At 63.3% G+C, this 25,452-nt stretch carries 24 protein-coding genes; 13 read left to right on the top strand and 11 right to left on the bottom strand.

Features of this window, described 5'->3' with window-relative positions:
- Positions 1 to 7: 7 nt before the first annotated feature.
- Positions 8 to 3,055, bottom strand: coding sequence for an OmpA family protein (locus EN874_RS14090; RefSeq protein ID WP_127425273.1), 3,048 nt, complete (start codon positions 3,053 to 3,055; stop codon positions 8 to 10).
- 7 nt (positions 3,056 to 3,062) lie between these two features.
- Entirely contained in the window at positions 3,063 to 3,728 is a 666-nt protein-coding gene (locus tag EN874_RS14085; RefSeq protein ID WP_127425272.1) for a hypothetical protein, read from the bottom strand.
- A gap of 510 nt (positions 3,729 to 4,238) precedes the next feature.
- On the opposite strand from EN874_RS14085, the gene EN874_RS14075 reads away from it, so the two are divergent.
- Positions 4,239 to 4,517, top strand: coding sequence for a hypothetical protein (locus EN874_RS14075; protein ID WP_127425271.1), 279 nt, complete (start codon positions 4,239 to 4,241; stop codon positions 4,515 to 4,517).
- Between the two features lie 68 nt (positions 4,518 to 4,585).
- Here EN874_RS14075 and EN874_RS14070 read toward each other — a convergent pair whose 3' ends face one another.
- The 5 genes from EN874_RS14070 to EN874_RS14050 all read right to left on the bottom strand — a co-directional run bounded on the left by EN874_RS14070 (position 4,586) and on the right by EN874_RS14050 (position 9,577).
- Positions 4,586 to 5,785: a mandelate racemase/muconate lactonizing enzyme family protein gene (locus EN874_RS14070; protein WP_127425270.1), complete on the bottom strand. Its 1,200-nt coding sequence runs from the start codon at positions 5,783 to 5,785 to the stop codon at positions 4,586 to 4,588.
- A gap of 9 nt (positions 5,786 to 5,794) precedes the next feature.
- Positions 5,795 to 6,121, bottom strand: a complete 327-nt coding sequence (locus tag EN874_RS14065) for an NIPSNAP family protein (RefSeq protein ID WP_127425269.1) — start codon at positions 6,119 to 6,121, stop codon at positions 5,795 to 5,797.
- Positions 6,122 to 6,223: 102 nt separating this feature from the next.
- Positions 6,224 to 7,582: a mandelate racemase/muconate lactonizing enzyme family protein gene (locus EN874_RS14060; RefSeq protein WP_127425268.1), complete on the bottom strand. Its 1,359-nt coding sequence runs from the start codon at positions 7,580 to 7,582 to the stop codon at positions 6,224 to 6,226.
- A gap of 62 nt (positions 7,583 to 7,644) precedes the next feature.
- Positions 7,645 to 8,832, bottom strand: coding sequence for a mandelate racemase/muconate lactonizing enzyme family protein (locus tag EN874_RS14055; RefSeq protein ID WP_281061445.1), 1,188 nt, complete (start codon positions 8,830 to 8,832; stop codon positions 7,645 to 7,647).
- Positions 8,833 to 8,866: 34 nt separating this feature from the next.
- Positions 8,867 to 9,577: a GntR family transcriptional regulator gene (locus tag EN874_RS14050; protein WP_127425266.1), complete on the bottom strand. Its 711-nt coding sequence runs from the start codon at positions 9,575 to 9,577 to the stop codon at positions 8,867 to 8,869.
- 212 nt (positions 9,578 to 9,789) lie between these two features.
- Between EN874_RS14050 and EN874_RS14045 the strand changes: the two genes are divergently transcribed.
- From EN874_RS14045 to EN874_RS14020, 6 genes are all read left to right on the top strand, one after another.
- Positions 9,790 to 11,271, top strand: a complete 1,482-nt coding sequence (locus EN874_RS14045; protein ID WP_127425265.1) for a sugar ABC transporter substrate-binding protein — start codon at positions 9,790 to 9,792, stop codon at positions 11,269 to 11,271.
- A gap of 179 nt (positions 11,272 to 11,450) precedes the next feature.
- Positions 11,451 to 12,410, top strand: coding sequence for a sugar ABC transporter permease (locus EN874_RS14040; RefSeq protein ID WP_127425264.1), 960 nt, complete (start codon positions 11,451 to 11,453; stop codon positions 12,408 to 12,410).
- Positions 12,407 to 13,297 carry a carbohydrate ABC transporter permease gene (locus EN874_RS14035; protein WP_127425263.1) on the top strand — a complete coding sequence of 297 codons (891 nt, stop codon included), beginning with the start codon at positions 12,407 to 12,409 and terminating at the stop codon, positions 13,295 to 13,297. Before EN874_RS14040 ends, EN874_RS14035 begins: the two co-directional genes overlap by 4 nt.
- A 128-nt stretch (positions 13,298 to 13,425) precedes the next feature.
- On the top strand, positions 13,426 to 14,523 hold the full coding sequence (locus EN874_RS14030; RefSeq protein ID WP_127425262.1) for an ABC transporter ATP-binding protein: 1,098 nt from the start codon (positions 13,426 to 13,428) through the stop codon (positions 14,521 to 14,523).
- Between the two features lie 22 nt (positions 14,524 to 14,545).
- Positions 14,546 to 15,709, top strand: a complete 1,164-nt coding sequence (locus EN874_RS14025; protein WP_126087682.1) for a mandelate racemase/muconate lactonizing enzyme family protein — start codon at positions 14,546 to 14,548, stop codon at positions 15,707 to 15,709.
- 21 nt (positions 15,710 to 15,730) lie between these two features.
- Positions 15,731 to 16,465, top strand: coding sequence for a ribonuclease activity regulator RraA (locus tag EN874_RS14020; RefSeq protein ID WP_127425261.1), 735 nt, complete (start codon positions 15,731 to 15,733; stop codon positions 16,463 to 16,465).
- A gap of 161 nt (positions 16,466 to 16,626) precedes the next feature.
- On the opposite strand, the gene EN874_RS14015 is transcribed toward EN874_RS14020, so the two are convergent.
- The gene (locus EN874_RS14015; RefSeq protein ID WP_127425260.1) at positions 16,627 to 17,667 is read right to left on the bottom strand and encodes a proline racemase family protein; all 1,041 of its coding nucleotides are present in this window, start codon (positions 17,665 to 17,667) and stop codon (positions 16,627 to 16,629) included.
- 95 nt (positions 17,668 to 17,762) lie between these two features.
- Between EN874_RS14015 and EN874_RS14010 the strand changes: the two genes are divergently transcribed.
- Entirely contained in the window at positions 17,763 to 18,722 is a 960-nt protein-coding gene (locus EN874_RS14010) for a dihydrodipicolinate synthase family protein (protein WP_127425259.1), read from the top strand.
- Between the two features lie 69 nt (positions 18,723 to 18,791).
- Here the strand turns inward: EN874_RS14010 and EN874_RS14005 are convergent, their stop codons facing one another.
- Complete coding sequence (locus EN874_RS14005) at positions 18,792 to 18,980, bottom strand: hypothetical protein (protein WP_127425258.1); 189 nt, start codon at positions 18,978 to 18,980, stop codon at positions 18,792 to 18,794.
- Between the two features lie 173 nt (positions 18,981 to 19,153).
- Here EN874_RS14005 and EN874_RS14000 point away from each other — a divergent pair, with 173 nt between their 5' ends.
- The 4 genes from EN874_RS14000 (at position 19,154) to EN874_RS13985 (ending at position 23,485) form a co-directional block, all read left to right on the top strand.
- Positions 19,154 to 20,038: an AraC family transcriptional regulator gene (locus EN874_RS14000; RefSeq protein WP_127425257.1), complete on the top strand. Its 885-nt coding sequence runs from the start codon at positions 19,154 to 19,156 to the stop codon at positions 20,036 to 20,038.
- A 60-nt stretch (positions 20,039 to 20,098) separates the two neighbouring features.
- Positions 20,099 to 21,706, top strand: coding sequence for an FGGY-family carbohydrate kinase (locus EN874_RS13995; RefSeq protein ID WP_127425256.1), 1,608 nt, complete (start codon positions 20,099 to 20,101; stop codon positions 21,704 to 21,706).
- Positions 21,707 to 21,836: 130 nt separating this feature from the next.
- Positions 21,837 to 22,217 (top strand): hypothetical protein, encoded by a 381-nt coding sequence (locus EN874_RS13990; RefSeq protein ID WP_245513560.1) that lies wholly within the window; start codon positions 21,837 to 21,839, stop codon positions 22,215 to 22,217.
- Between the two features lie 77 nt (positions 22,218 to 22,294).
- On the top strand, positions 22,295 to 23,485 hold the full coding sequence (locus EN874_RS13985; protein ID WP_127425254.1) for an NADH-quinone oxidoreductase subunit D: 1,191 nt from the start codon (positions 22,295 to 22,297) through the stop codon (positions 23,483 to 23,485).
- A 174-nt stretch (positions 23,486 to 23,659) separates the two neighbouring features.
- Here the strand turns inward: EN874_RS13985 and EN874_RS13980 are convergent, their stop codons facing one another.
- Positions 23,660 to 24,094, bottom strand: coding sequence for a hypothetical protein (locus EN874_RS13980; protein WP_126087675.1), 435 nt, complete (start codon positions 24,092 to 24,094; stop codon positions 23,660 to 23,662).
- A gap of 315 nt (positions 24,095 to 24,409) precedes the next feature.
- Here EN874_RS13980 and EN874_RS13975 point away from each other — a divergent pair, with 315 nt between their 5' ends.
- The gene (locus EN874_RS13975) at positions 24,410 to 24,598 is read left to right on the top strand and encodes a hypothetical protein (protein ID WP_126087674.1); all 189 of its coding nucleotides are present in this window, start codon (positions 24,410 to 24,412) and stop codon (positions 24,596 to 24,598) included.
- A 26-nt stretch (positions 24,599 to 24,624) separates the two neighbouring features.
- Here the strand turns inward: EN874_RS13975 and EN874_RS13970 are convergent, their stop codons facing one another.
- Positions 24,625 to 25,275 (bottom strand): methyltransferase domain-containing protein, encoded by a 651-nt coding sequence (locus tag EN874_RS13970; protein WP_189394118.1) that lies wholly within the window; start codon positions 25,273 to 25,275, stop codon positions 24,625 to 24,627.
- Positions 25,276 to 25,452 lie beyond the last annotated feature (177 nt).

Here is a 25,452-nt window from a genome sequence, read left to right as displayed (position 1 = left end):
CCCCGCGCTACTCCAGGTTCACCGTAACCGAAACCCGGCGATTGGTGGAGTTCCCAGTTCGACTATTTTCATTTTCGGGCACCGCTGGCTCAAAGGTGCCAGCGCCTCGAACCAGCAGCAGTTCCGGAGCGACGCCGCGCTTGTTGAGAAGCGCGCGAACCGTCTCGGCGCGGGCGGCGCTGATCGACGCGTTGGCCGTCTCACGGCCCGTCGTGTCCGAATGGCCGGTCAACATAAACCGCGCTGTCACGCCTGCCTTGCGGGCATTTTCGGCGAATTCCTTCAATTGATCAGCCAATCTGTCGAGCGCCGGCGTCTGCTCCGGTCCCGGGACAACTCTACCGGAAGAGAAGAAAATATCGGTCGTCTGGATGGCCTCTCTCAAATGATTAAGTTCTGCAAGGTTCAGCTCGCGCAGCTGCGAGACATCAAGAACCACTCCGTCCGCCGAAAGTTGTTCGGCGGCGGCCTGCGCCCGGCCGATCCAGCCGGCAGGAGCCTCGCCCACGACAACGATGCGGTCCTGGATGATCGATAGCCGAACCGATTTCGGCGGGGACAGCGACGCCGTCAGCCGCTTCACCACGAACTTCGGATCAAGACTCTGATAGAATTGCCACTGTGAATGAACGCGGGCAGGATCAACCTGCGTTCCGGACAGCAGAGCTTGCGGGTCGACGGCAAGAGGGTCTCTCAGACCGGAAATGTAGAAATGTCCGCCCCTCGCCGTTTGTTGAGCGACGATGATTCCCGGCTGGGCCTCAAGTCGCGACACATAATACTGCCAATGCTCCGCCGCGCGTGCATCGGGGCTAACATCACGAACCTTGGAGATGTCGAACTCCGGTCCGCCGGCTGAAAGCTGTCGAGCCGCTGCACGCGCTCGATCTATCCAGGTGTCGGGAGCCTCACCCTCGGCGACGATGCGGTCCTTGACGATCGAAAGTCGTACTGTATCCGGCGGATACAGCGACGCCGTCAGCCGCTTCAACACGAACATCGGCTCAAGGCTCTGATAGAATTGCCAGCTTGCATGAACGCGAGCGGGATCGACCTCGGTTCCCGACAGCAGCGACTGCGGGTCGGCGGCAAGCGGGTCTCTCAGGCCGGCAATATAGAATTGGCCATCGCGCACGTTCTGCTGGGCGACGATGATGCCGGGCTGAGTCTGCAGACGCGCCACATAGCCCTGCCAGCGCTCCTCGGGGCTCACGTCACGGACCCCGGAGATGTCGAAGACCGGTCCGCCGGCTGAAAGCTGCTGGGCGGCGGCCCGCGCCCGGTTGATCCACGCGGTGGTGGCCTCACCCGCGGCAACGATGCGACCATTGAGGACTGAAAGCCGCACAGAATCCGGCGGCGCCAGCGACGCCGTCAGCCGCTTCAGCACGAACTGCGGCTCAAGGCTCTGGTAGAACTGCCAGGTTGAATGAACGCGCGCGGGATCGACCTGCGTTCCGGACAACAGCGACTGCGGGTCGGCGGCGAGCGGGTCCCTCAGGCCGGCAATGTAGAACTGGCCGTCGCGTACATTCTGTTCGGCAACGATGATGCCGGGCTGAGTCTGCAGCCGCGACACATAGGCCTGCCAGCGCTCCTCGGGGCTCACATCGCGGACCCCGGCGATATCGAATACCGGTCCGCCTGCCGAAAGCTGCTGGGCGGCGGCCCGCGCCCGGTTGATCCACGCGGTGGTTGCCTCGCCCGCGGCGACGATGCGGCCATTGACGACCGAAAGCCGCACCGAATCCGGCGGGGCCAGTGACGCCGTCAGCCGCTTCAGCACGAACTCCGGCTCGAGGCTCTGGTAGAATTGCCAGCTTGCGTGAACGCGCGCGGGATCGACCTCAGTTCCGGACAACAGCGACTGCGGGTCGGCGGCAAGCGGGTCCCTCAGGCCGGCAATATAGAATTCGCCACCGCGCATCTTTTGTTCGGCAACGACGATGCCAGGCTGGGCCGCCAGGCGCGACACATAGGCCTGCCAGCGCTGTCCGGATTGCCAGGAGAGAAAGAACCAGCCGCCTGCCGCTATCAAAATCAGCAGGGCCGCCGTCACCACCAGCCAGGGAAATCCTTCCTTCGAATCCGTATGCTGCAGTTCGACGCAGGTCTGCAACTGCGTCTCCACGCCGGGCAACTGCGACGTGTCGCCGTCGAACCGCTCCAAAGCCTGCGAGGATTCATCGTGGATGCGAAGCAATGCATCGCGGATTACTTCATGCAGTTCCTCCGGCGGATTTCCCCGGATCACCGCTACCAAGGTCGCGAACGGTCCGACTTCCGACCAGAGGCGAAGCTCCCCGAACCGGATGGTGTCGAGGCCGCTCTGTTCCTTCTCGTTGAACGAGTCCCTCACAAAATCCTGGATTGCGCTGAGCATCGAGGAAATGAGCTGAGGGTCTTCACTGGTGGCGTTTTCGGCCGTTACATGCGCGATCAGAAGCCCGGAACTGCGGCTGATGAGAAAGACGTGTTCAACACGGTAGACGAGAGAATGATTGAGAACGACCTCGGAGAAGCTTGTGCCGGTGCGCCAGGCCTCAAATCTCCACTTCAGTCCGTGCCAGGTGAATATATGCCTTAAAGATTCATTCAGCGACTGGAAGGTCTGGTCGATCTTTTCGCCGATCGACTTGCGAATGGCCGGCAGAAACACCGGATACAATATATCCGTCAGCGTGTGCGGATTCTTCTGGATGGACCGCTGCGCGGCCCTCTCGACAGCCGGCGCAAGGGCCTCGCCGAGTTGCTCATGAGACGCGCGCGCGGTAGCGTCGGGGAGAACGTTCCCCACCGCGGCCGCAAGCTGCTCGGGTTCGTCGAGCAGGTGCGTAACCCGTGAAAGTTCCGAGATCTCGCCGCCGACGAGCAACTGGCGAAGCGTTTCCAGTTGATGATCTGCGGCTGGAATTCCTTCGTAAAGCGCATGGTTGTCCGGATCGACGTTCCGGGCAATTTCCACCAAAAGGCGGGCCAAAGCCTCGCGATCAATCTCGGTATCGTTCGAAGCTCGTCTTTGAGGCAGGCTGATTGGTTCGACGCTCGACGTCAAGTTCCGATCAACTCACTTTCCAGCCACGCTCCGAATTGCCCTTGCTGCCGACGGGATCCTGATTGAGACACTTCGCGACCTCGACAAACAGGCCGGCCAAAAGATTCCGGTCGGTCTTGACGTTGCTGAGATCGGAAAAAATCTTCTCCATCAGCAATTGAGCGCTTTCGTTCTTCTGCTTGATTTCCTCGCGCAGCAAATGGTCGCTTCTGTTCATGCGATCCGCTATTTCGCGCTCGAGCTCGCTCAATTGATCAGACAACGCGCGCACCTGCTTTTCGAGCGCCTGATTCTGATCGCGAAGATTGCGGTCGATCTCCTTGTCAGCCTCGGCTCGCGCATCTTTTTCGTTGCGCAACTGCGTCGCCAGCGAGTCAACCTGCTTCTTCGCATTCGACTCGTAGGTTTCAAGATTGCGCTTGGCTTCGGATTCGACATCCTTGAAGCGCTGCAGGAACCGCTCCTCAAGCTTGGAGAAGCGGCGATCATAGTCCTGCATCTGGTTGCCGAACAAAAGATCGCGTATCTTGTCGACACCTGGAGCGTCACTGCCTGCCCCGCCCTCGCGCGCCTGGGCGGCCATGAAGTTCAGTCCGTTTCCCTCTGGATTACCTATCAGATTTGCGTCCGCTTTGCTTGCTGAAGCAGCGGCACTCGAAGATTCCTTAGCCATCACTATGCCCCAATCGCCAAGTGCAACATTAGGAAGTGTTAAATCATGTCAGACAAATACCCGGCCTGCAAGCCGGATTCCGGGTGGCTGGCTGCGGCACGGCACATTTCGGACTGGCCATGCTTTGCCGAAATCGCTCGATTGCGTTAGCCTGCCAACATGCGGGGTCGCTGATGGACCATTTTCGCTGAGGCGGCGAAATTCCATGGAGATGCAGCAGGTTCCGCTATTTCCTGGCCCTGTCCAACACGCTGAACTTCACCAGGGCGGCCGAGGAATGCAATGTCACGCAGCCGACGCTGACCCGTGCCATCAAGACGCTCGAGGAGGAACTGGGGGGAGAGCTCCTCCGGCGCGAGCGCCAGCATTCTCACCTGACCGAGCTTGGGCATCGCATGCTGCCGCTGCTGCAACAGTGCTACGACGCCGCCACTTCCGCCAAATCGCTGGCGAAGGCGGTGCAAAGCAGCGACGTCGCGCCGCTCAACGTCACCATTTCCAACAGTATCAATGGAGCTGTTCCGCGCCTATCCTGGCGCGCACCTCAAGATCAACCGTGGCTCGCCGGCTGCCGTCATCGACGCGCTGAAGAGTGGCGATGTCGAGCTGGCGATTGCCGGCCCGCTGGGACAGGCGTCGGATCGCCTGGACGTATGGCCGCTGTTCCAGGAGGCGATGGAGCTCGCGTACCCGTACGGCAGAGCGCCGCCCGCGGCTGGGTACGAAGCTGGCTGGCCACAACGAAGGAAGCGTGGCCTGGAGCGGGTTCAGCTTTCACAGAATCGCTGATCCGCTCCAAGCATTTGTTTTTGCGCAATTCCGGACGGGAAACCGCCACGCACTTTGCTGGAATTCATCTAGTCGAAGAAGCCCGCATCCTCTTCCCTGAGATACTTCCCGGCCGCTTCGGCGTCGATATCGAGGCCCAGCCCCGGCGCTTGCAGCAGGTCCACCATGCTGTCCTTCACGATCTGCGGCGGCAGGCCGATGACGAGGTCCTCCCACCAGGGATCGGAGGCGCTCGGATATTCGAAGGCGACGTAATTGGCGGGCAAGGTGGCACAGACATTGATCAGCGCGCCGAGGCCAAGCAGGCCGTTGGCGGTGCCGTGCGGCGCCATCAGGATCGAGTGCATATAGGCGTGCTCGGCGACCCATTTGAGCTCGGCAATGCCGCCGATATCGGCAGGATCGGGGCCGATCACGCGCACCGCCTGCGTCTCGATCAGCTCCTTGAAATTGTGCCGCAGGTAGATCTGCTCGCCGGTGTGGATCGGCGTCGAGGTGGAGGCGGTAAGTTCCCGATAGGCCTGCGGATTGACCCACGGCACATAGTCGCCGGTCAGCATGTCCTCGAGCCACATCAGATTGTACTTCTCGACGGCGCGGGCGAACCTGATCGCGTCGGGCAGCATCCAGCCCGGGCCGCAGTCGAGCGCCAGGCTGACCTTGTCGCCCAGCACTTCCTTCATCGCGACGACGCAGTCGAGCATGTGATTGAAGCCGCGCTCGCTGATCACGCCCTGGTCCATGGCGCCGTGATAGCCGGCTTTCTTCTGCGTCACGCCGTAGTGGAAGCCTTCTATCGTGTCCTTCATGTTGGAGTGGAACGAGATGCCCTGCTTGATCATGAAGAAGTTCTGCGGCTGCTCCATCATCCATTTGACGTCGGCGGCGTAATCCTGCGGCCGGTCGCCCGCGCGCTTGCGGCGGATCGAGCCGTTGTAGACCCGCACCTTGTCGCGCACCTTGCCGCCGAGCAGCTTGTAGGCCGGCACGCCCGCGGCCTTGCCGGCTATGTCCCACAGCGCATGTTCGATGGCGCTCACCGCCGCGCCGTAGGGCTTGAAAGAGCCACGTTGGCGGACCTTCAGCATCACGCGCTCGACGTCGGTCGGGTCCTCGCCGATCAGCGCCTCGCGGAAATGCAGCACGAAGGGCTTGAGATAGGTCTTTGTGTATTCGACTTCGCCCAGGCCATAGAGCCCCTCATCGGTGACGACGCGGACGATCGGGTGCCGCCCGATGACGGCGCAGCGCAGGTCGGTGATCTTCATGGCGCAGTCCTATTTCACAGACGAGAAAGCTGTCGGCGTGAGCAGCTGGCTGCTGATATTGGCAACGATCTGCCCGTCGCGCTCAGACTCGTCCCGGGCCCTGTGCCATGCCGGATCGGTGACGAAAGCCGCCCATTTCGCCTCACGCTCGGCCAGCGATTCCCAGGCAAGGAAATAGGTGAGGCGATTGCTGTTTTCGCCGATCGCCGTGGTGAAAAACCCGGCTTGGCGGATGCCATGTCTCTCCCAGATTGCCAGCGTTTGGTCGTAAAAGCGCTTGAGCAAAGCCGGCAGCCTGCCCGGCAGGCAGTCATAGATTCGCAGTTCGTAGATCATGGTTTCGTCCGTTTCTTTCTTCGCCTCTCCTTTGGGAGAGGTCGACACGAATGGTCGGTCGTTGGCCCTGTGAGTCTGGGGGAATGAAGGAAGGGGTCTGGGCTAACTCCAGGTCCGGTCCCAGCTATATTCATTGTCCCAATGCTCGGTGGATTGCCACATCCCCGTGACACCCGCTTGCAGATGCAGCGAGATTACCTCGTCGACCACGTCGTCGATCCCCAGGCCCGGCTTGTCCGGGACGGTAATGAAGCCGTCCTTGACGAGCGGCTTGGGCAGGCCGGTGACGATATCGTCCCACCAGTCGACATCGGCGGAGTGGTATTCGAGCGCCAAGAAGTTCTCGGTCGCGATCGCGACATGTGCCGCGGCCATCGCGGCGATCGGACTTTCGGCCATGTGGATGGCCATGGCGACGCCATGGTCCTGCGCCATGTCGCCGATCTTCTTGGTCTCGAGGATGCCTCCGCTGGTCAGCAGGTCCGGGTGGATGACCGAGAGGCCGCCGCTCTTCAGCAGAGGCTCGAAGCCCTCCTTGAGGTAGATGTCCTCGCCCGTGCAGATCGGCACCGTGGTGGCCTCCTGCAACCGCCGGTATTGCTCGGTGTATTGCCAGGGAATCACGTCCTCGAGCCAGGCCGGCACGTATTTCTCGATACGGCGCGACAGGCGTATGCCGTCCTGCAGCGAGATGTGGCCGACATGATCGATGGCGAGAGGGATCTCGTATCCGATGACCTCGCGAACCTCGTGGATGTACTGCTCGAGCAGGTCGATCCCCTTTTCGGTGAAATGCAGGCCCGTGAATGGGTGCTGCACGTTCTGCGCATCGTAGGCGAGATTGCGGGCCTTGCGCTCCTCGAGCGTGCCGCCGCGGCCGCGCGGATTGCCGTGAAACCCTTCGAGCGCGCCGGCGGGCGCGACGACAGCGCCCGGTATATGGGCGATCTGCATCAAGCCCAGATCCATCTTGAGGAAGGTGAACCCACGGTCCATGCGCGCCTTGAGGCGCTTGCCGGTTTCGGTGCCGCTGGGTTTCTCGGCGTCGGTGTCGCAGTAGACGCGCACCTGATCGCGAAACTTGCCGCCCAGCATCTGGTAGATCGGGACGCCATAGGCCTTGCCGGCGAGATCCCACAACGCGATTTCGACCGCCGAGACGCCGCCGCCTTGCCGGCCGTGCCCGCCGAATTGCTTGATGCGGCGGAACAGGCGGTCGATGTCGCAAGGGTTCTCGCCAAGCAGCCGGCTCTTCAGCATCAGCGCGAAGGTGGCGCTGGCGCCGTCGCGCACCTCGCCAAGCCCGACGATGCCCTGGTTGGTGTAGATCTTGAGCAGCGCCGAGGTGAACGGCGCGCCGACGATCTCAGCCACCCGCATGTCGGTGATGCGAAGGTCGGACGGCCTGGAATTCGTGTTGACCCGATTGAGGGCCTCGTCGGCTCCATCGGTTTTTGGCATGTCCTATCCTCGTTCTGTTTGGCGGGGCTTGTTGCCCACATGCTGGCCGGCATGGAAGGTCGCTAGGCCAGCTCGATTTCGTGGGCCTGCAGATAGTCGCGGTTCATCTCGACACCGAGACCGGGCTTCGACGTCAGCTTGAGGCTGCCGTTCGAAACGTCGAGCGGCCTGTCGATGAGATGATCGTATTTGCCGAGATTCCACTCCGACGTCTCCAGCTTGTAGAAGTTGGGAACGGTCATCATCACCTGCGCTCCCGCGACCACGTTGATCGGCCCCGCAGCATCGTGCGGCGAGACCGGGACGTAATAGGCTTCGCACAGGGCGGAAATCTTCTTGAGCTCGGTAATGCCGCCGGTCCAGGTGACGTCGGGCATGATGTAGTCGGCGAGCTTGTTCTCGAGCACCGGCACGAAATCCCACTTCGTGTGGCCGCGCTCGCCCCACGAGATGGCGGCGCTGACCTTCTCGCGCACCTGCTTGAGCGCGTTGAGGCTTTCGGGCGGACACGGCTCCTCGAACCAGTCGATCTGGCCGGCCTCCTCGAGGCTGCGACAGAGGCGGATGGCGGTGGGAACGTCGAAGCGGCCATGCGCATCGATGAGGATGTCGACATCGGGCCCCGCTGTTTCGCGGATCAGGGCCGTAAGCTCGGCCGCTTCGCGCTCGTCCTTGCGGGTCATGCCGCCGTCGAGGTAGCCGTCCCGCCTTTCGCGGGGCAGGCCATCGACGCTGGGCCCCTGGTGGGGGAAAGGGTCGAACTTGAGCCCGGAGTGTCCGGACTCGACGATATCCCGAATTTCGCGGACCACGGCCTCCTTGCTGGTGAATTTGGCCTGGTTGGGGTGGGTGTAGAGGGCGATCTCATCGCGCACCGGTCCGCCCAGCAGCTCGTAGATCGGCTTGCCGAGGACTTTGCCGCGGATATCCCAGAGGGCTATGTCGATGGCGCTGACGCATTCGACGGCGGCGCCGCGGCTGCCCATGTAGGTGAAGCTGCGGAATATCTTGTGCCAGAGATATTCGATGCGCGCGGGATCCTCACCTGCCATGGCGGCGCCGATCTGCCGCAGGATCGTGCAGAGAGCGCGATTGGCCAGCTTTGTCGTGGTGGTGATTTCCCCCCATCCGCTCACGCCCTCGTCGGTCGTCACTTCGACGAACAGGTACTCTCCCCAGTAAGAACCGCCGGACTTGATCAGCCACGGCCGTATGCTCGTGATTTTCATGTCAGCTACCTTTGTCTGAATGGTCTGGCTGACGACGTTCCAGACCGGGTGTGTCCTATCCGGCCCGTGCGGCGTTGCGGGCTCGCATATGTTCGAGGATGTGCCGGCCGGAACCCTCGACATGGCGGGCAACGAGCTCGGCCGCCTTGTCGCCTTCTCCCGCCTTTACGAGCGCGATGAGCTCGCGGTGCTCGCGAATGATCGCGGCGCGTCGCGCGAGGGTGAAATCGAAACGCCGGCTCACGGCTCGCAGCACTTCTCGATGCTTCCACCAAAGCTCGGCGGCATGGCGGTTGTAGTGCCGCTGGTACATCACGGTGTGGAAGGCGGTATCGAGCTCGCTGTGCCTCAATGTATCGGCAAAGTTGTTCTCTTCGATCAGGCCCTGGATGCGTTCGAGTTCGGCGATGTCCTCGCCGGTGGCCATGTTCACGAACCACCTGGTCAGGGCCGGCTCGATGAGAACGCCGATCTCGTAAATATCGCGGACAAATTCCTGATCGATGGGTCGCACGCGCGCGCCCCGGTTGGGGGCAAAGATGACAAAGCCCTCGCCGCGCAGCAGTTGAAGGGCCTCGCGCACGGGATTGGTCGAAGTGCCGTGACGCCGGGCGAGATCGGTGACCACAAGCCGTTCGTTGGCGGCGAGCCGTCCCTCGATGATGTCTTCCCTGATCAGTTCATAAAGCGAGGCGCCCTCGCTGGAGGCCCCTATGGGATCGATCCCCGCAGGTGGCTTGGCTTTGAAATCGCTTGCTTCGGCCAAGGCCGGTTCCTCCTAGATTAATACACACATTATCCGATTATCACGCAAAGTTTCGATAAACAATGTACGATCTGGTGCGTTGACAGACAATTCACGATCTGAAAACGTACAAGATGGCCGATGGGATACACGAAGCAGATGCCCGCGGTCGAACGAGCGAGGACCGCTTGCCCCGAAGCGAAGCGGCGTGGGAGAGAACCTGGAGGATACCTATGACGAGGATTACACTCGGCGGTGCCGTCCTGCGCGGCACTGTTTCGACTGCTTTAATGGCATCGTTGATGTCGGCGCCGGCGCTGGCCGCGCCGCCGGTCGACTTGAGCAAATGGTCGCCGGAGTATGTGCGCTCGATTGCGGGCACGCAGGATTTTGACACGGCGGGCGATTGCGCCAAGGTCACCCCGCTCGACTACAAGGGGCGACTGACTTTCTGGTACCAGGGCGTGTTCGAGGGCGACCCCGACCTCCTGCGCCAGTACTACAAGGATTTCTTCGCGACCTTCCGCAAGACCTATCCGAACATCCAGCTCGAGGAGCAGGCCCTCACCTACAACGACCTGCTCGACAAGTTCCGTACGGCGCTCTTGGGCAACGCGGCGCCGATGGCGGTCCGCCTGCAGATCCTGGGTGGCACCGAGTTCGCCTCGAAGGGCTATCTGCAGCCGCTCAAGCCCGAGGATGTGGGTTATTCGACCGAGGATTTCTGGCCCGGCGCCCTGAAGGCCGTCACCTGGGACGGCGTGACCTACGGTATCCCGACCAACAACGAGACGATGGCGTTCATCTGGAACGCCGACATCTTCAAGCGCGCGGGCCTCGATCCGAACAAGCCTCCGGCAACCTGGGACGACGTCGTCAAGTATTCCAAGCAGATCCACGACAAGCTCGGCATTGCCGGCTATGGCCTCGTGGCGCGCAAGAACGCCGGCAACACGCCCTACCGCTTCATGCCGCAGCTGTGGGCCTATGGCGGCGGCGTCTTCGACGAAGCCAAGACGAACCCGACCTATAAGGAGATCGAGCTCAACAGTCCGCAGAGCAAGGCGGCGCTGCAGGCCTCCTACGACATGTATGTCCGGGACAAGTCGGTTCCGGTTTCGGCGCTCACCAACCAGCAGGCCGACAACCAGCCCCTGTTCCTGGCCGGCCAGCTCGGCATGATGATCTCGCACCCGTCCGACTACAACGTCATGCTCGACCTGCAGAAGAAGGCGACGGGCACCGACAAGGACAAGGCGCAGACGGTCATCGACAACATGCGCTACGGCCTCATTCCGACCGGTCCGGACGGCAAGCGCGCCGTCGTGTTCGGCGGCTCGAACATTCACATCCTGAAGCCTGAATATGTCGAGGGCGGCAAGGTGGACGAGCCGGCGGCAAAGGCCATCATCTGCATGTGGACGAGCCCCGAATGGTCGCTGAAGATGGCCTACGCCGGCTCGAACCCGGGCAACCTCAACGGCTTCAAGACCAAGTGGATGAAGGAACGCCTGGACAACATCAAGTTCCTCGATGTCACGACCTCGATGCTGCCATACGGCATCCCGTTCCCGGCGCTGCCGCAGTCGCCCGAGATCATGAACATCATCGTCCCGGACATGCTGCAGAATGCCCTGACCGGAGCGATGACCGTCGACCAGGCAGCGGACGACGCGGCCAAGAAGGTGAAAGACCTGATGGGCGGCGGACTCTAGAGCAATTCCAGGAAAAGTGTGTAACGGTTTTCCGTCCGGAATTGCGTAAAAACAAAGAGATAGAGCGGTTCGACGTTTCCGTGAAACGGTGAACCGCTCTAGCCGAAGCCTGACCTGCGATCCGACCGGCTGCGCCGAGAGTGCGGCCGGTTTGCTCCGAAGAACAAGGGCACGCCAAAGTGACGATCGTGACCGGCCAGACCGAGGCTCGCCGAACATTGCAACCCGACAGGTCCGGCGCGCTGCGCAATATCTGGGAGCATCGCGCCGACTACGCGTATGTCCTGCCGGCGATCGTGGTGATGCTCATCGTCATCGCCTATCCGATCTACTACACGATCGAGCTGTCGTTCTTCACCACGCCGCCTGGCCTGCAGCTCCGGGACAAGATCTTCGTCGGCCTCGATAACTACAAGGCCATCCTCACCAGCGAGGTGTTCTGGAAGGTCACCTGGAACACGCTCGTCTGGACATTTGGCTCCACCTTCGTCTCCTTTGTCCTGGGCTTTGCCACCGCGCTGGCGCTGCATCGCGAGTTTATCGGCCGCGGCGTCCTGCGCGCCGTCCTGATCATTCCCTGGGTCATCAGCGCGGTCGCCGCCTCCTATATCTGGAAGTGGATCTACCATTCGGATTTCGGCATCGTTGGCGCGGTGCTGGTCGAGCTCGGACTGGCCGACCGGCCGCCGAACTTCATCGACAGCGTCGGCACGGTGCTGCCGTCCCTGATCGTCGTCAATATCTGGCGTGAGTTTCCCTTCGCCATGATCATGATGATGGCCGGCCTGCAGACGGTCCCCGACCAGTTGCTGCGCGCCGCAAAGGTCGACGGAGCCAATGCCTGGCAGCGCTTCTGGCACGTCACTTTCCCGCATTTGAGAAACGTCTCGACGGTGACGATCCTGCTGCTGGCGGTGGCCAACTTCAATTCCTTCATCATCCCCTGGATCATGACCGGCGGCGGCCCGTCGAACGCATCGCATATCTGGATCACCCACATTTACGAGCTTGCGTTCGGCCGTCAGCGCTGGGGGGTGGCATCGGCCTATTCGGTGCTTCTGTTCCTCATCCTGATGACGCTCGGCTACTTCTACGTCCGTGCGCTGAGCGGCAACGAGCGGAAGGATGGGAACGCATGAGCACCATTGCCGAGACAGTCACTCGGGGCCGGACCAGTCGCCGCATGCGCGTCGACGGATGGCGGTGGGGCGGGCGGGTGTTCCTGGTCTTCATGCTGCTCTACACAGCGTTGCCGATGGTCTGGATGCTGCTCACCTCGATCAAGTCCGGCTTCGCGGCGATGCAGTTGCCGCCGCAATGGTGGCCCGACCAGCCTACCCTTGCAAGTTACCAGAAGCTGCTCGATCCGCAGAACAGCGTCGGCCAGGACTTCCTGCGCTTCTTCTGGAACAGCCTCGTCGTTTCGACCGCTACGACGATCCTTTCGGTGATCGTGGCGGTGCCCGCGGCCTACGCGTTTTCGCGCTTCAGGTTCCCCGGCCGGAACTTCCTGTTCTTCGCCGTGCTGCTGCGCAACATGTTCCCGGCGGTGATCTTTCTCGTGCCGCTCTTCATCCTGATGCGCGCGATCGGGCTGGTGAACACGCATGGGTCGCTTGTGCTCACCTACCTGACTTTCGGACTGCCGCTGGCGATCTGGCTGCTCAAGGGCTTCTACGACAACATCCCGGTCCAGCTCGAGCAGGCGGCGCGCATCGACGGAGCGACGCGGTTCCAGGCCTTCGTCCTGATCGTCATGCCGCTCTCGGCGCCGGGGATCATCGCCACCGCGATCTATTCCTTCATCGGCGCGTGGAACGAGTACATCTACGCCTACACCTTCCTCTCCAAGAACGAGCAGCTGACGTTGCCGGTCGGCATCCAGCGCTTCTTCTCGGAAAATACGACGGATTTTCCGGGCCTGATGGCGGCCAGCTTCATGATGAGCGTGCCCGTCGTGGTGCTGTTCCTCGTTCTGCAACGATACTTCGTACGCGCCCTCACGGAAGGCGCGGTCAAGCACTAGAGCCGGATGATTTCAGGTCGAACCGACCTGAAATCTGAATCCGGCTCTAAATCAATGAGATAGAGCATGATGTCGTCCGAAAACCGCTTCACACTTTTCGGCATCATGCTCTAGGGAGTTTTTTGCCGATGGCCCACGTGGTCCTCAAAGATCTCGTCAAGTCCTACGGCAGCTTCAAAGCCGTCAACGAGGTTTCGCTGACGGTCAATGACGGCGAGTTCGTCGCGCTAGTCGGTCCCTCGGGCTGCGGCAAGACAACCACGCTCAATCTGGTCGCCGGCCTGATCACGGCCACGTCGGGCGACATATTCATAGGCGAACGGGTGGTCAACGACCTCGACCCCAAGGACCGGGACATCGCGATGGTGTTCCAGAACTACGCGCTCTATCCGCAAAAGTCGGTCTATATGAACCTCGCCTTCCCGCTGCAGATGCGCAAGCTGCCCAGGGACGAGATCGACAGGAAGGTCAGGGAAGCGGCGCGGGTGCTCGACATGACGCAGTTGCTCGAGCGCAAGCCGCGCGAGCTTTCGGGCGGTCAGCAGCAGCGCGTGGCCCTGGGCCGCGCCCTCGTTCGAGATCCGGCGGTTTTCCTAATGGACGAACCGCTGTCCAATCTCGACGCAAAGCTGCGCGTGCAGATGCGGTCGGAGATCAAGCGTTTCCACCAGGATTTGAAGGCAACGATCATCTATGTGACCCATGACCAGCTCGAGGCCGTGACCATGGCGGACAGGATGGCGGTGATGAACGGCGGCTACCTGCAGCAATATGATTCACCGGCGCAGGTTTTCGCCCATCCGGTAAACATGTTCGTCGCGAGCTTCGTCGGCAGCCCGGCGATGAGCCTTATCCCGCTGGAGGCATCGACGGCAAACGGCGACACCGTTCTGACAAGCGCGGAAGGCTGGAGCCTCGCGCTGTCGCAACCCAACGCGCGCAAGGTCCAGGGGGCGACCACCAGGAAGGTCGTCCTCGGGGCGCGACATTCGACGATCAAGCTGCACAAGAGCGCGGTGCCCGGCGCCATTCCCGCCAAGGCCTATACGGTAGAACCAACTGGAGACATCACCTTCGTGCAGGCGTTCCTCTCCGGCGCCATCGTCAACATCAGCGTGTCTCCCAACATCGCCGTCGCACCTGACGAGCAGATCTGGCTCGAGTTCGACCAGGAGCGCATGCACCTGTTCGACGGCGAAACTGAGATGGCGCTCAGGACCAACTGACGCAGGCGGAACGTGGGCGTGGATGACAACGAAGCTTAAGATCACTGCGATAAGGCCCTATCCAGTGTGGGTGGGAACCCGCAATCAGATGCTCGTCAAGGTCGAGACCGACCAGGGCATCTCCGGCTGGGGCGAGAGCGGCTTGAGCGGCCGCGAGAAGGCCGTCGCAGGCGCGATCGAGCACTATCGCGAGTTTCTCATCGGCCGCGACCCGATGCAGATCGGGCGGATCTGGCAGGAGGTTTATCGCAGCCAGTACTTCGAAGGCGGGCGCGTTCTGCAGGCGGCGATTTCCGCCATCGACATCGCCCTTCACGACATCAAGGGCAAGGCGCTCGGGGTGCCGGTCTACGAGCTGCTCGGCGGCAAGCAGCGCGACCGCGTCCCCACCTTTGCCTCGACCGGAGACGAGGCCGAGGGCGATGCAGCCATCGAACGAGCCGGCGAGCTGCACGCGCAGGGATGGCAGGCGATCCGCTTCTTTCCCGTCGGGCAAAGCAGCAGGGACATCTTCGAGCCGCGCGAGTCGATAGGCGCGACCGCCGGCATGCTGAACAAGGCGCGCGAGGCGCTGGGCGACGGCGTCGTCCTTGGCATCGACTATCATCATCGGCTGTCGGTGGCAGAGGCGGCGAGCTTCTGCAGCAAGCTCGGTCGCGGCGTGCTCGATTTCCTCGAGGAGCCCATTCGGGACGAGGCGCCGGAGGCCTACGAATCCCTGCGCAGGATGACCGACATCCCGTTCGCCATCGGCGAGGAATTCGCCAGCAAGTGGCAGTTCCTGCCCTACATCGAGCGCGGCATCCATCAGTTCAACCGGCTCGACGTCTGCAATGTCGGCGGGCTCACCGAGGCGATGAAGGTCGCCGGCTGGAGCGAGGCGCATTATGTGGACCTGATGCCGCACAATCCGCTCGGTCCGGTGTGCACGGCCGCGACTGTGCATCTCGCCGCCGCGGTGCCCAACTTCGCGTGGCTCGAGACCAGGGCGCCCGAAAGGAAGCTGGGCTTCGACAATTCGGAGTTCTTCCCCGTGCAACCACGGCTCGACGGTACCGATTATCCGGTCGGCGACCTGCCGGGGCTGGGTGTCGAGGTCAACGAGGCGGCGATCCAGGCGCAGAGTTTCCGTTTCTGGGAAGCGCCTCACCTCAAGCGGCGCGACGGCTCTGTCACCAACTGGTAGTTCCATTCAACGGAGTCCACAATGACGCATACTCCCGACATCACGCGGCCGCCCAAAGACCTGATCGACGGGCTAAGGGAGATCGGCGCCGCGACCGTTGCCGGCACGCTTGGCCACATGGGTTTCCGCAGCCCGCACATGGTCGGCCCGGTGGCGCAGAACCATGGCAAGTCGATCGTCGGGCCGGCGCTGACGCTGCAATTCCTGCCGCAGCGGCCGGACCTCTTCAACGAGGGAGAATATGCCGACCCGGAGACGCAGCTGCACCGGCACGTGCTCTATCACGCGCAGGAGGGCGATGTGGTCGTGGTCGACGCGCGCGGCGACATGAGCTCGGGCGTCTTCGGCGATATGATGTCGACCTATTTCAAGGGCAGGGGCGGCGCGGGCATCGTCATCGACGGCTGCATGCGCGACCGGCCCAATGTCGAGAAGCTCGATCTGCCCCTGTGGCTGCGCGGCTGGACGCCCAACTATCATGTCCAGACCGGCATCTATCCCAACGCCGTCAACGTTCCGATCGCCTGCGGCGGCGTCACGGTGATCCCAGGCGACATCATCGTCGCCGACGACGACGGGGCGGTGGTGGTTCCGGTCGCCATGGCACCGAAGGTCATCGAGGAAGCGAAGAAGCATCACGATTGGGAAGAGTTCTCGCGCGAGAAGCTCATGCAGGGCGCGCCGCTGCAACGCTACTATCCGCTGCATGACGATGCCCGCGGGGAATACGAGGAGTGGCGCAAGACAAGGCGCTAGAGCGGTTCAGCGATTCCGTGAAACGCTAAACCGCTCTAGCGGATGGCAGCGCTTCTGGCGGGGATCGCGAAAAGACGAAACTCGCCATCGGGCGTGCTGCGACCTCCGCCGACGTCGCGCTCGGCCGGTCCGTCCGGCCGGTCTGGCGGCATCGCCGGTCGCTACTGCGTCACCGAGGTCGACGTGCCCCACGTGTCCGACAGCACATAGCCCTGCGGGTAAGGATCCGTCGGATCGAGGTAGTAGTTGTGCTCGCCCGTGATCCAGGCGCGGCCGGTGATCTGCGGCACGATCGCCTTGCGCCCGGCGATTTCGGTCAGTTCGAGGATTCTGCCGGTGAAGCGGGAGCCGATGATCGATTCATGGATCAGTACATCGCCGGCCTTCATCAGGCCCCTCGCCTGCAGCACGGCCATGCGGGCCGATGTGCCGGTTCCAGTCGGGCTGCGGTCGGAGCGTCCGGGCGACACGATGCAGGTGTTGCGCGTGACGTTGCCCGGCCCCTGGAACGGCATGGCGAACTGCACGATGGACACGCCGCGCACATTGTCGAATGCCGGATGCGCGACATCGAGCTGCTCTCGCGCTGCGCGTCGCACCTTCTCGCCGATGACGGCCAGTTCGCGCGCCTCGTCGGGCGTGACCGAGAAGCCGAGCGCGGCCGCATCGACAATCGCGTAGAACATCCCGCCATAGGCGATATCGACCTTCAGCGTGCCGACCCCTTCCACCTCGATACTGGCATCGAGGCGTTCGGCGAAGGCGGGCGCGTTGCGGAAGGTTATCGACAGGCATTTGCCGTCGCGGCATTCGGCGCGCACCTCGATGACGCCGCCAGGCATGTCGAGCTTGAAGCGCGCCTCGGGCTCGTTCATCGGCACCATCCCGGTCTCGAGCAGCACGGTGGCGACGCAGATCGTGTTGGAGCCGGACATCGGCGGGTATTCCGTCGGCTCCATGATGATGGCGCCTGCGACGCAATCCTCGCGCGTCGAGGGGACCAGGAGATTGACGTGCCGGGCAACGCTGCCGCGCGGCTCGCAGATCAGCATGCGCCTTATATGGTCGTGATCGCGCTCCATCGTGATCATCTTTTCCATCATCGTGCGGCCCGCCGGCGGCAGCACGCCGCCGACGATGACGTCGCCGATCTCGCCTTCGGCATGGCAGCCGACGACGCGAATGCTGGATCTGGTACGCATTGTTTCTCCCTGTCGTCCACGACTATCCGCTTGGCAAGCGCTATCACTCCGGGACAAACTGACCAATCCGCGTGCCAGCCTCAAGGAGAATCCGAATGAACGCCAATGTCTTTTCCGGCTGCATGCCGGCGCTGATGACGCCTTGCACCAACGACCGCCTTCCCGACTTCGACGCGCTGGTGCGCAAGGGACGCGAGCTGATCGCCGCCGGCATGTCGGCGGTCGTCTATTGCGGCTCGATGGGCGACTGGCCGCTGCTGAGCGACGCGCAGAGGATGGAAGGCGTCGAGCGCCTGGTGAAGGCCGGCGTGCCGGTGATCGTCGGCACCGGCGCGGTCAACACCGCCAGCGCCGTGGCGCATGCCGCGCACGCCCAGAAGGTCGGCGCCCGCGGCCTGATGGTCATCCCGCGCGTCCTGTCGCGCGGACCGTCGGTGACGGCGCAGCGCCACCACTTCAAGGCGATCCTTGCCGCCGCCCCCGACCTGCCCGCGGTCATCTACAACAGCCCCTATTATGGTTTTGCCACGCGCGCCGATCTGTTCTTCGCGCTGCGCGCCGAACACCCGAACCTGGTCGGCTTCAAGGAGTTCGGCGGTCCGGCGGATCTGCGCTATGCGGCGGAAAACATCACCAGCCGCGACGATGAAGTTGCCCTGATGGTCGGCGTCGACACCGCTGTCTTCCACGGTTTCGTCAATTGCGGCGCTTCGGGCGCCATCACCGGCATCGGCAACGTGCTGCCCAAGGAAGTGTTGCATCTGGTGGGTCTCAGCCAGGCGGCGGCCAAGGGCGATGCCGAAGCGCGCCGGCTGGCGCTGGAGCTGGACGCCGCGCTCGCCGTGCTCTCTTCCTTCGACGAGGGTCCGGACCTGGTGCTCTATTTCAAGCACATGATGGTGCTCAAGGGTAACCCCGAATACCGGCTGCACTTCAACGAGACGGACGCGCTGAGCGACAGCCAGCGCGGCTATGCCGAGCAGCAGCTCAAGCTGTTCGACGCCTGGTATGCCCAGTGGTCGAGGCAACCCGTCATGGCGAGATACGCGGCCTGATCGGCCGACACGGAGGCGGAACCTGAACCATAACGCTCCCGGGCATCAATCTGAAACTGGCTTGCCTTGCTAGGCTGCGAGCAAGCGCTCGAACGCGCTCTCGAACACCTTGGCCATCTCGGCGTAGCCGTCGTCGGACGGATGCAGGCCGTCGCCGCAATCGAAGGCGGAGAGCAGCCTAACCGGGTTGGCGGGATCGGCCAGCGCCCGCTCGAAATCGACCACGGCCGGCTTCGCCCGATGTCCTGATCCAGGCATTCACCGAGCTTGTTTCGCGGAGGCTCAGAATAGTCAAAAAAGTACCAATGATGCGACGGGAACAGGGTGGCGCCGATTTTGTCGGTTCAATAGTTTGGCTGGCATGAGGCCGATGGGAGAAGGCGCGTCGACGGGGCGAGCGCGCACGAGGCCTTCATAGTGGAGGAACAGCGATGAAACCTGATCTCGAGGTTGTGCAGATCAGGCCGGGCGAGTCGTTCACCGCCTGGTCGCACGGCTATCCGTTCCGCACCGTGCGCTGGCATTTCCATCCGGAATACGAGCTGCATCTCATCGTCGCCACCCGCGGCCGCTATTTCGTCGGCGATTTCATCGGCGAGTTCGAGCCGGGCAATCTGGTTCTGACGGGCCCCAACCTGCCGCACAACTGGGTGAGCGATGTGCCGAAGGATGCGACGGTGCCGCTGCGCTGCCGCATCATCCAGTTCAACGAGGGCTTCATCGACGGCGCCATCAACACCTTCCCGGAACTCGCGGCGCTGACGCCGGTGCTCGAAGCCTCGCGCCGCGGCGTGCTGTTCAGCCGGCAGACCAGCCGTCATCTCGCGCCGCTGATGGAAGAGATCATGAATTCGCAGGGCGTGCGCCGCATCGAGCTGTTCATGATGATGATGGGCCTGCTCAGCCGCGCCGAAGACGCGCGGATGCTGGCCAGCGCGAGCTACCTGCCGGACCCGTCGGGCTACATGTCGGCCGGCATCAACAAGGCGCTCGCCTATCTGCGCGAGAACCTGACCCAGCCCTTCAGCGAGACGGATCTGGCCGCCATCGCCGGCCAGTCGCCCAGCGTCTTTTCCCGCTCCTTCCGCCAGCACACCGGCATGACGCTGGTGCAGTATGTGAAGCGGCTGCGCATCAACCTGGCCTGCCAGATGCTGATGAGCGACGAGCAGGCCTCGATCACCAACATCTGCTTCGAGGTCGGCTACAACACCCTTTCAAACTTCAACCGGCAGTTCCTCGCCGAAAAGGGCATGACGCCCTCGCACTTCCGGCGGTTGACACTGCACAACATCAGCCTGGCGAAAGCGGCCTAGCACGACAGACAGCGGCATCGAAACGATGGAAACCGGCGCAACCAGCCGCGGATTTGAGTGATGAGCAGCCATTTCATCGGCATCGACATCGGAACGGGGAGCGCCCGCGCGGGCGTCTTTGACGAAGCCGGCTCCATGCTTGCGTCCGCCAAGGCCGACATCGCTGTCTGGCACGCCGAGGGCCACATCGTCGAGCAATCGAGCAACGACATCTGGCGCGCCGTCGCGGCCACCGTCCGCGAGGCCGTGGCGCTCGCCGGCATCTCGGCGCAATCGGTGCACGGCATCGGCTTCGACGCGACCTGCTCGCTTGTCGTTCTGGGGCCGGAGGGCAAGCCGATCACGGTCAGCCCGTCGGGCGACCCGGAGCGCAACATCATCGTCTGGATGGATCATCGCGCCACCGAGCAGGCGCGCAGGATCAACGACACCGGCGAGGACGTGCTGCGCTATGTCGGCGGCACGATCTCGCCCGAGATGGAGACGCCGAAACTCCTGTGGCTCGCCGAGACCATGCCGCGGACTTTCGCCACGGCATGGCAGTTCATGGACCTCGCCGATTTTCTCACCTGGCGGGCGACCGGCAGCCTGGCCCGCTCGACCTGCACGGTGACCTGCAAATGGACCTTTCTCGCGCATGAGGCGCGCTGGGATGACGCCTACTTCCGCAAGATCGGCCTGGGCGCGCTTGCGGATGAGAGCTTCGCGCGCATCGGCACCGAGATCGTCGCACCCGGCAGCGCGCTCTCCACCGGCTTGACGGAGGGGGCTGCGGCCGAGCTTGGCCTTCTGCCTGGAACGCCTGTGGCGGCCGGCATGATCGATGCCCATGCCGGCGGCATCGGCTCGGTCGGCGCGCGCGGCGGCGCCGGCGACGTGACGACGCGCATGGCCTATGTCTTCGGCACCTCCGCCTGCACCATGACGACCACCCGGCAGGCGGCCTTCGTGCCGGGCGTGTGGGGTCCTTACTTCTCCGCGATGGTGCCGGGTTTGTGGCTCAACGAAGGCGGCCAGTCGGCCGCGGGCGCCGCCATCGACCGCCTGGTCGGCATGCATCCTGCCGCCGTCGAGCTTGCCGGCATCGCGGCGCGAAGCGGCAAGAGCCTCAGCCAATGGCTGGCGCAGGAGGCCGAGCGGCATGGCGGCGCGGCCAAGGCGGACAGGCTCATCGGCGGTCTGCACGTTGTTCCCGAATTTCTCGGCAATCGAGCGCCCTTGGCCAATCCCGACGCGCGCGCGCTGATCGCCGGCTTGGACATGGCGACCGGCGCCGACAGCCTTGTCGCGCTCTATCTCGCCGGCCTCTGCGGCCTGGGCTACGGCGCGCGCCAGATCCTGGAGGCCATGCGCGCCTGCGGCATCGGGATCGACACGATCGCCATCAGCGGCGGCGCGGGACAGAGCCCGCTGGTGCGGCAGCTCATCGCGGACACCACCGGGAAGATGGTCTACGCGCCGACCTCTCCCGAGCCGGTGCTTCTCGGTTCGGCGATGCTCGGCGCCGTCGCCGCCGGCCGCCACCCCAACCTTCCCGCGGCCATGGCGGCGATGTCGGAGGTGGGCGAGGTCTATTCGCCCAACGCCTCGCCTGCCGCCTGGCACGACAGGCGCTTCGCGGCGTTCGAGCGCCTGCAGGCTGCGGCGCTGTCGGTGCTGGCCGTGTGATCTCCGCTTGGCGGGGGAACGGCCGGCCTTCGCTGCCAACTTGCGGCCGCCACCGGGAACCATCGCCCCGCGCAGGGGTTGTGTCGTCAGACTTCGAGACATGGAAGGAAAGACGATGCGGACATTGACGATGGTCCTCACGCTTTCGGCCCTGGCACTTGCGCAGCCGGTTTGCGCCCAACGCGCGGATCCGCAGCCGCCGCAGGCCTTGCCTCCGGCGCAGGAGCCCGCGCCCCGCCAGGCGCAACCCGATCCGGAAAATCCCGGTCAGCGCTTCACCAACGTTGTGGTGGTGGCGATGGAGGATCTGCCCGCTGAAGTGAAGACACAGGCGGAAGCCGTCGTCACCAGGACGACCGCGAAGGACCTGGCGAAGCTGCAGAAGTCGGTCGACGACTCGCCCGAGGCGGTATCGGTCCTGCGCGCGAACGGCTTGAATTCATCGCAAGTCGTCGCTGCCAACATCGATGGCGACGGTACCCTCACGCTGATCATCCAGACGACGACATGATTGGCGCCGTAGCGCAGGGCTGACCGCGAAGCCGGGCGGTACCCGCTAAAGCAACCAGATTTCGCGGAGGCGCCGCCATGGCCCAAACCGCCGTCCGCAACTTCACGCTCAACTTCGGACCGCAGCACCCGTCGGCGCACGGTGTGCTCCGGCTGGTGCTCGAGCTGGACGGCGAGATCGTCGATCGCGCCGATCCGCATATCGGCCTGCTGCACCGCGGCACCGAGAAGTTGATCGAATACAAGAACTACCTGCAGGCCCTGCCCTATTTCGACCGGCTCGACTATGTGGCGCCGATGAACCAGGAGCATGCCTTCTGCCTCGCCGCCGAGAAGCTGCTCGAAATATCGGTTCCCCGGCGTGGGCAGCTCATCCGCGTCCTGTTCTGCGAAATCGGCCGGCTGCTGTCGCATCTGCTCAACGTCACCACGCAGGCCATGGATATCGGCGCGCTGACGCCGCCGCTCTGGGGCTTCGCCGAGCGCGAGAAGCTGATGGTGTTCTATGAGCGCGCATCCGGCGCCCGCATGCATGCCAACTACTTCAGGGTCGGCGGCGTGCATCAGGACCTGCCGGGAAAGTTGCTCGACGACATCTGGGACTTCTGCGACCCGTTCCTCAAGGCGTTGAGCAATCTCGATGAACTCTTGACAGAAAACCGCATCTTCAAACAGCGCAATGTCGATGTCGGCGTAATCGGACTGGACGACGCGTGGGCGTGGGGGTTCTCCGGCCCGATGGTGCGCGGCTCGGGTGCCGCCTGGGATCTGCGCAAGGCGCAGCCTTATGAATGCTACCCCGAGATGGATTTCGACATTCCCGTCGGCAAGAACGGCGACTGCTACGACCGCTATCTCGTGCGCATGGAAGAGATGCGCCAGTCGGTGCGGATCATGCGGCAGTGCCTGGAAAAACTGCGCTCGGCCGACGGCGCGGGACCGGTCGCGGTGTCGAACCGGAAGATCACGCCGCCGCCTCGCGCCACGATGAAGCGCTCGATGGAGGCCACGATCCAGCATTTCAAGCTCTACACCGAAGGGCACCGCGTGCCGCCCGGCGAGGTCTATGCCGCGGTGGAAGCGCCGAAAGGGGAGTTCGGCGTCTATCTGGTCTCGGACGGCAGCAATGTTCCCTACCGCTGCAAGATACGCGCGCCGTCTTTCGCCCACCTCCAGGCGATGGATCACCTGTCGCGCGGACACATGATCGCCGACGTCGCGGCCATCATAGGATCGCTGGATATCGTGTTCGGCGAGATCGATCGCTGATTGAAGCCGTTCGGAATTGCGCAAAACAAATGCCAAACGCTGAACGGCCCTGGCGGCGCCAGGCTGCGAAGCTTTACCCTGCCGGCCGACGGGAGAGAGCGGGCAGCTCCCCTCCGCCTCCGGCAAGTCCGATATTGAAGACTTCCGCGCGGTTCGCGAACCGCGCGGATCTGCTCAGTGCATGAACACCGATCTCAGCCAGGCAAGAATGCCTGAGCCCGGCGAGATCGCCGCGCGGACGCGGGACGCCGCCCAGCGTGCCGGCAGATTGGCGCCGACATGGCAATGGCAGACGACCTCGTGCAGCTGCCAGTCGCTGAGCTCGAAGAAGCGTTTCGCTTCGCCGTAAGTGTCGTCCTTTAAACCTTGTGCCCGAAAGATCGGGTCCTCGAAGGCGACAGTGATTGGCGATCCGGCGGAACGCATTCTTTGACGTACTTCTGGAGTGGCGTATTCGGTGCCCGCAAGCGCCATGAGGCGCCGGCCGGGATCTTGCTCGAGAAGTTGCGCCCAGCGTTCGAGGCGCTGGCCTCGACTGGCGATGAGAACCGCTGCTTCAGCATGAACGTCGGCAACGGCATTGAGTTGGTCAACAGTTTGGTGCTTCAAGGCCGCCTCCTATGTCGGCAGATGATCACCCGCCCCGCAACGGAACTAAGGCGCTGCATGGCGCCGGCAAGGGCGAAATGGGCGGCGGGAAATCATTTGATCGGCATTCATGCCCGGCGCCGCCGAAACGCGGCGAGATCGATGTGGAACCATCCCCGGTCGCGACCGTTCTGCCAAGCGTCAGCCGCCGGCCAATCAGGTTTCGATGAAGCGCCAGATGCGGCAGCCAATCCATCATGTTCTGGTCGGCAGATATCCGGTTGCCGGAACCGCGTCACGCCGACGGCCCGCCAGCGCAAGGAGAGAAATCACTTCATGGCCATTCTCCCCAATCCTGATCCGACGCCAACGCCGGTCCCCACGCCGCCGCCGTTTCCCGATCCGAAGCCGATGCGCGAACCCGATCCGGAGAGGCTGCCGGACGAGGAACCCGTCCCCAATCCGGATGAGAACGACGTGCCGCCGATGCACTCGAGGGCAGGTCCGCTTCGCGCAGCGCCATAGACCGCATGGCGACGTGATCGCGATCTTCATAGTCTGACGGCACTGAGGTAATGCAGGCCGAGCCAGTCGAGCGGACCGCCTTCGATGCGCTCGAAACCGGCGGCCGCCAGCGGTTCGCGGAGGCGATGCAGATCGAACTGGCCATGCATGCCGTGCTTTGCCGACATGTGCCCGCGCTCGCTCACAGGGCCGGCATAGTCGATCAGCAACAGCCGTCCGCCGGGGGGCAGAACGCGCGCGGCCTCGCGCAGGCAAAGGCTGCGCCGCGCCTCCGGCACCATGTGCAAAACCGTCGTGAAAGTGGCAACGTCGAAGCGCCCGTCCGCGAACGGCAGTTCGGCCGCATCGGCATGGTGAAACGCGATGTCGAGGCCCGCCCGGCCAGCCTTGCGGCGAGCGGCGGCAAGCATCTTTTCTGAGACGTCGACGCCAACCACCGATCCGCCGGGCTGCACGCGATGCCAGGCGGAAATCGCCTGCGTGCCGGTGCCGCATCCGACGTCCAGCAGGTGGAAGCCCGGCGCCAGGCCGGCCAGATCGAGCACAGCCTCGCGGTAAGCCCGGTCGCGCCCGCGGGTCAGCATGAGGACCAGCAGGTCGTAGAGACGCGGAAAGCCGATGCCCTTGTTGGCATCCGGGCCGATCGGCGCCCCGGCACTACGCGCTTCGCTTCGCATATGGTGCATGTTCGTCACATCCTTTCTTCAACAGCGCCAATCTCCAACGACGCCAGAGCCCGCGAGCATCGGCACTGTGGCTGTCGGCTGGTGAAGGTTCGAAACAGTCAGTATTATAATGGACAGGCTGTCCGGAATTTCGACAGACGATGCAGGCAAAATGTCCGTTAGTGGACA

The sequence above is a fragment of the Mesorhizobium sp. M1D.F.Ca.ET.231.01.1.1 genome (genome assembly GCF_003999155.2).
In the GTDB taxonomy this organism is placed as follows: Bacteria; Pseudomonadota; Alphaproteobacteria; order Rhizobiales; family Rhizobiaceae; genus Mesorhizobium.
The sequence above is the reverse complement of the archived record's forward strand: the minus strand, read 5'-3'. Positions and strand labels throughout refer to the sequence as shown.

What these genes read in the sequence shown, in the direction of transcription:
- EN874_RS14085 (WP_127425272.1), bottom strand. Translation starts at nt 3,728, where the DNA reads ATGGCTAAGGAATCTTCGAGTGCCGCTGCTTCAGCAAGCAAAGCGGAC.
- EN874_RS14075 (WP_127425271.1), top strand. Translation starts at nt 4,239, where the DNA reads ATGGAGCTGTTCCGCGCCTATCCTGGCGCGCACCTCAAGATCAACCGT.
- EN874_RS14070 (WP_127425270.1), bottom strand. Translation starts at nt 5,785, where the DNA reads ATGAAGATCACCGACCTGCGCTGCGCCGTCATCGGGCGGCACCCGATC.
- EN874_RS14065 (WP_127425269.1), bottom strand. Translation starts at nt 6,121, where the DNA reads ATGATCTACGAACTGCGAATCTATGACTGCCTGCCGGGCAGGCTGCCG.
- EN874_RS14060 (WP_127425268.1), bottom strand. Translation starts at nt 7,582, where the DNA reads ATGCCAAAAACCGATGGAGCCGACGAGGCCCTCAATCGGGTCAACACG.
- EN874_RS14045 (WP_127425265.1), top strand. Translation starts at nt 9,790, where the DNA reads ATGACGAGGATTACACTCGGCGGTGCCGTCCTGCGCGGCACTGTTTCG.
- EN874_RS14035 (WP_127425263.1), top strand. Translation starts at nt 12,407, where the DNA reads ATGAGCACCATTGCCGAGACAGTCACTCGGGGCCGGACCAGTCGCCGC.
- EN874_RS14030 (WP_127425262.1), top strand. Translation starts at nt 13,426, where the DNA reads ATGGCCCACGTGGTCCTCAAAGATCTCGTCAAGTCCTACGGCAGCTTC.
- EN874_RS14025 (WP_126087682.1), top strand. Translation starts at nt 14,546, where the DNA reads ATGACAACGAAGCTTAAGATCACTGCGATAAGGCCCTATCCAGTGTGG.
- EN874_RS14020 (WP_127425261.1), top strand. Translation starts at nt 15,731, where the DNA reads ATGACGCATACTCCCGACATCACGCGGCCGCCCAAAGACCTGATCGAC.
- EN874_RS14015 (WP_127425260.1), bottom strand. Translation starts at nt 17,667, where the DNA reads ATGCGTACCAGATCCAGCATTCGCGTCGTCGGCTGCCATGCCGAAGGC.
- EN874_RS14010 (WP_127425259.1), top strand. Translation starts at nt 17,763, where the DNA reads ATGAACGCCAATGTCTTTTCCGGCTGCATGCCGGCGCTGATGACGCCT.
- EN874_RS14005 (WP_127425258.1), bottom strand. Translation starts at nt 18,980, where the DNA reads ATGCCTGGATCAGGACATCGGGCGAAGCCGGCCGTGGTCGATTTCGAG.
- EN874_RS14000 (WP_127425257.1), top strand. Translation starts at nt 19,154, where the DNA reads ATGAAACCTGATCTCGAGGTTGTGCAGATCAGGCCGGGCGAGTCGTTC.
- EN874_RS13995 (WP_127425256.1), top strand. Translation starts at nt 20,099, where the DNA reads ATGAGCAGCCATTTCATCGGCATCGACATCGGAACGGGGAGCGCCCGC.
- EN874_RS13990 (WP_245513560.1), top strand. Translation starts at nt 21,837, where the DNA reads ATGGTCCTCACGCTTTCGGCCCTGGCACTTGCGCAGCCGGTTTGCGCC.
- EN874_RS13985 (WP_127425254.1), top strand. Translation starts at nt 22,295, where the DNA reads ATGGCCCAAACCGCCGTCCGCAACTTCACGCTCAACTTCGGACCGCAG.
- EN874_RS13975 (WP_126087674.1), top strand. Translation starts at nt 24,410, where the DNA reads ATGGCCATTCTCCCCAATCCTGATCCGACGCCAACGCCGGTCCCCACG.
- EN874_RS13970 (WP_189394118.1), bottom strand. Translation starts at nt 25,275, where the DNA reads ATGCGAAGCGAAGCGCGTAGTGCCGGGGCGCCGATCGGCCCGGATGCC.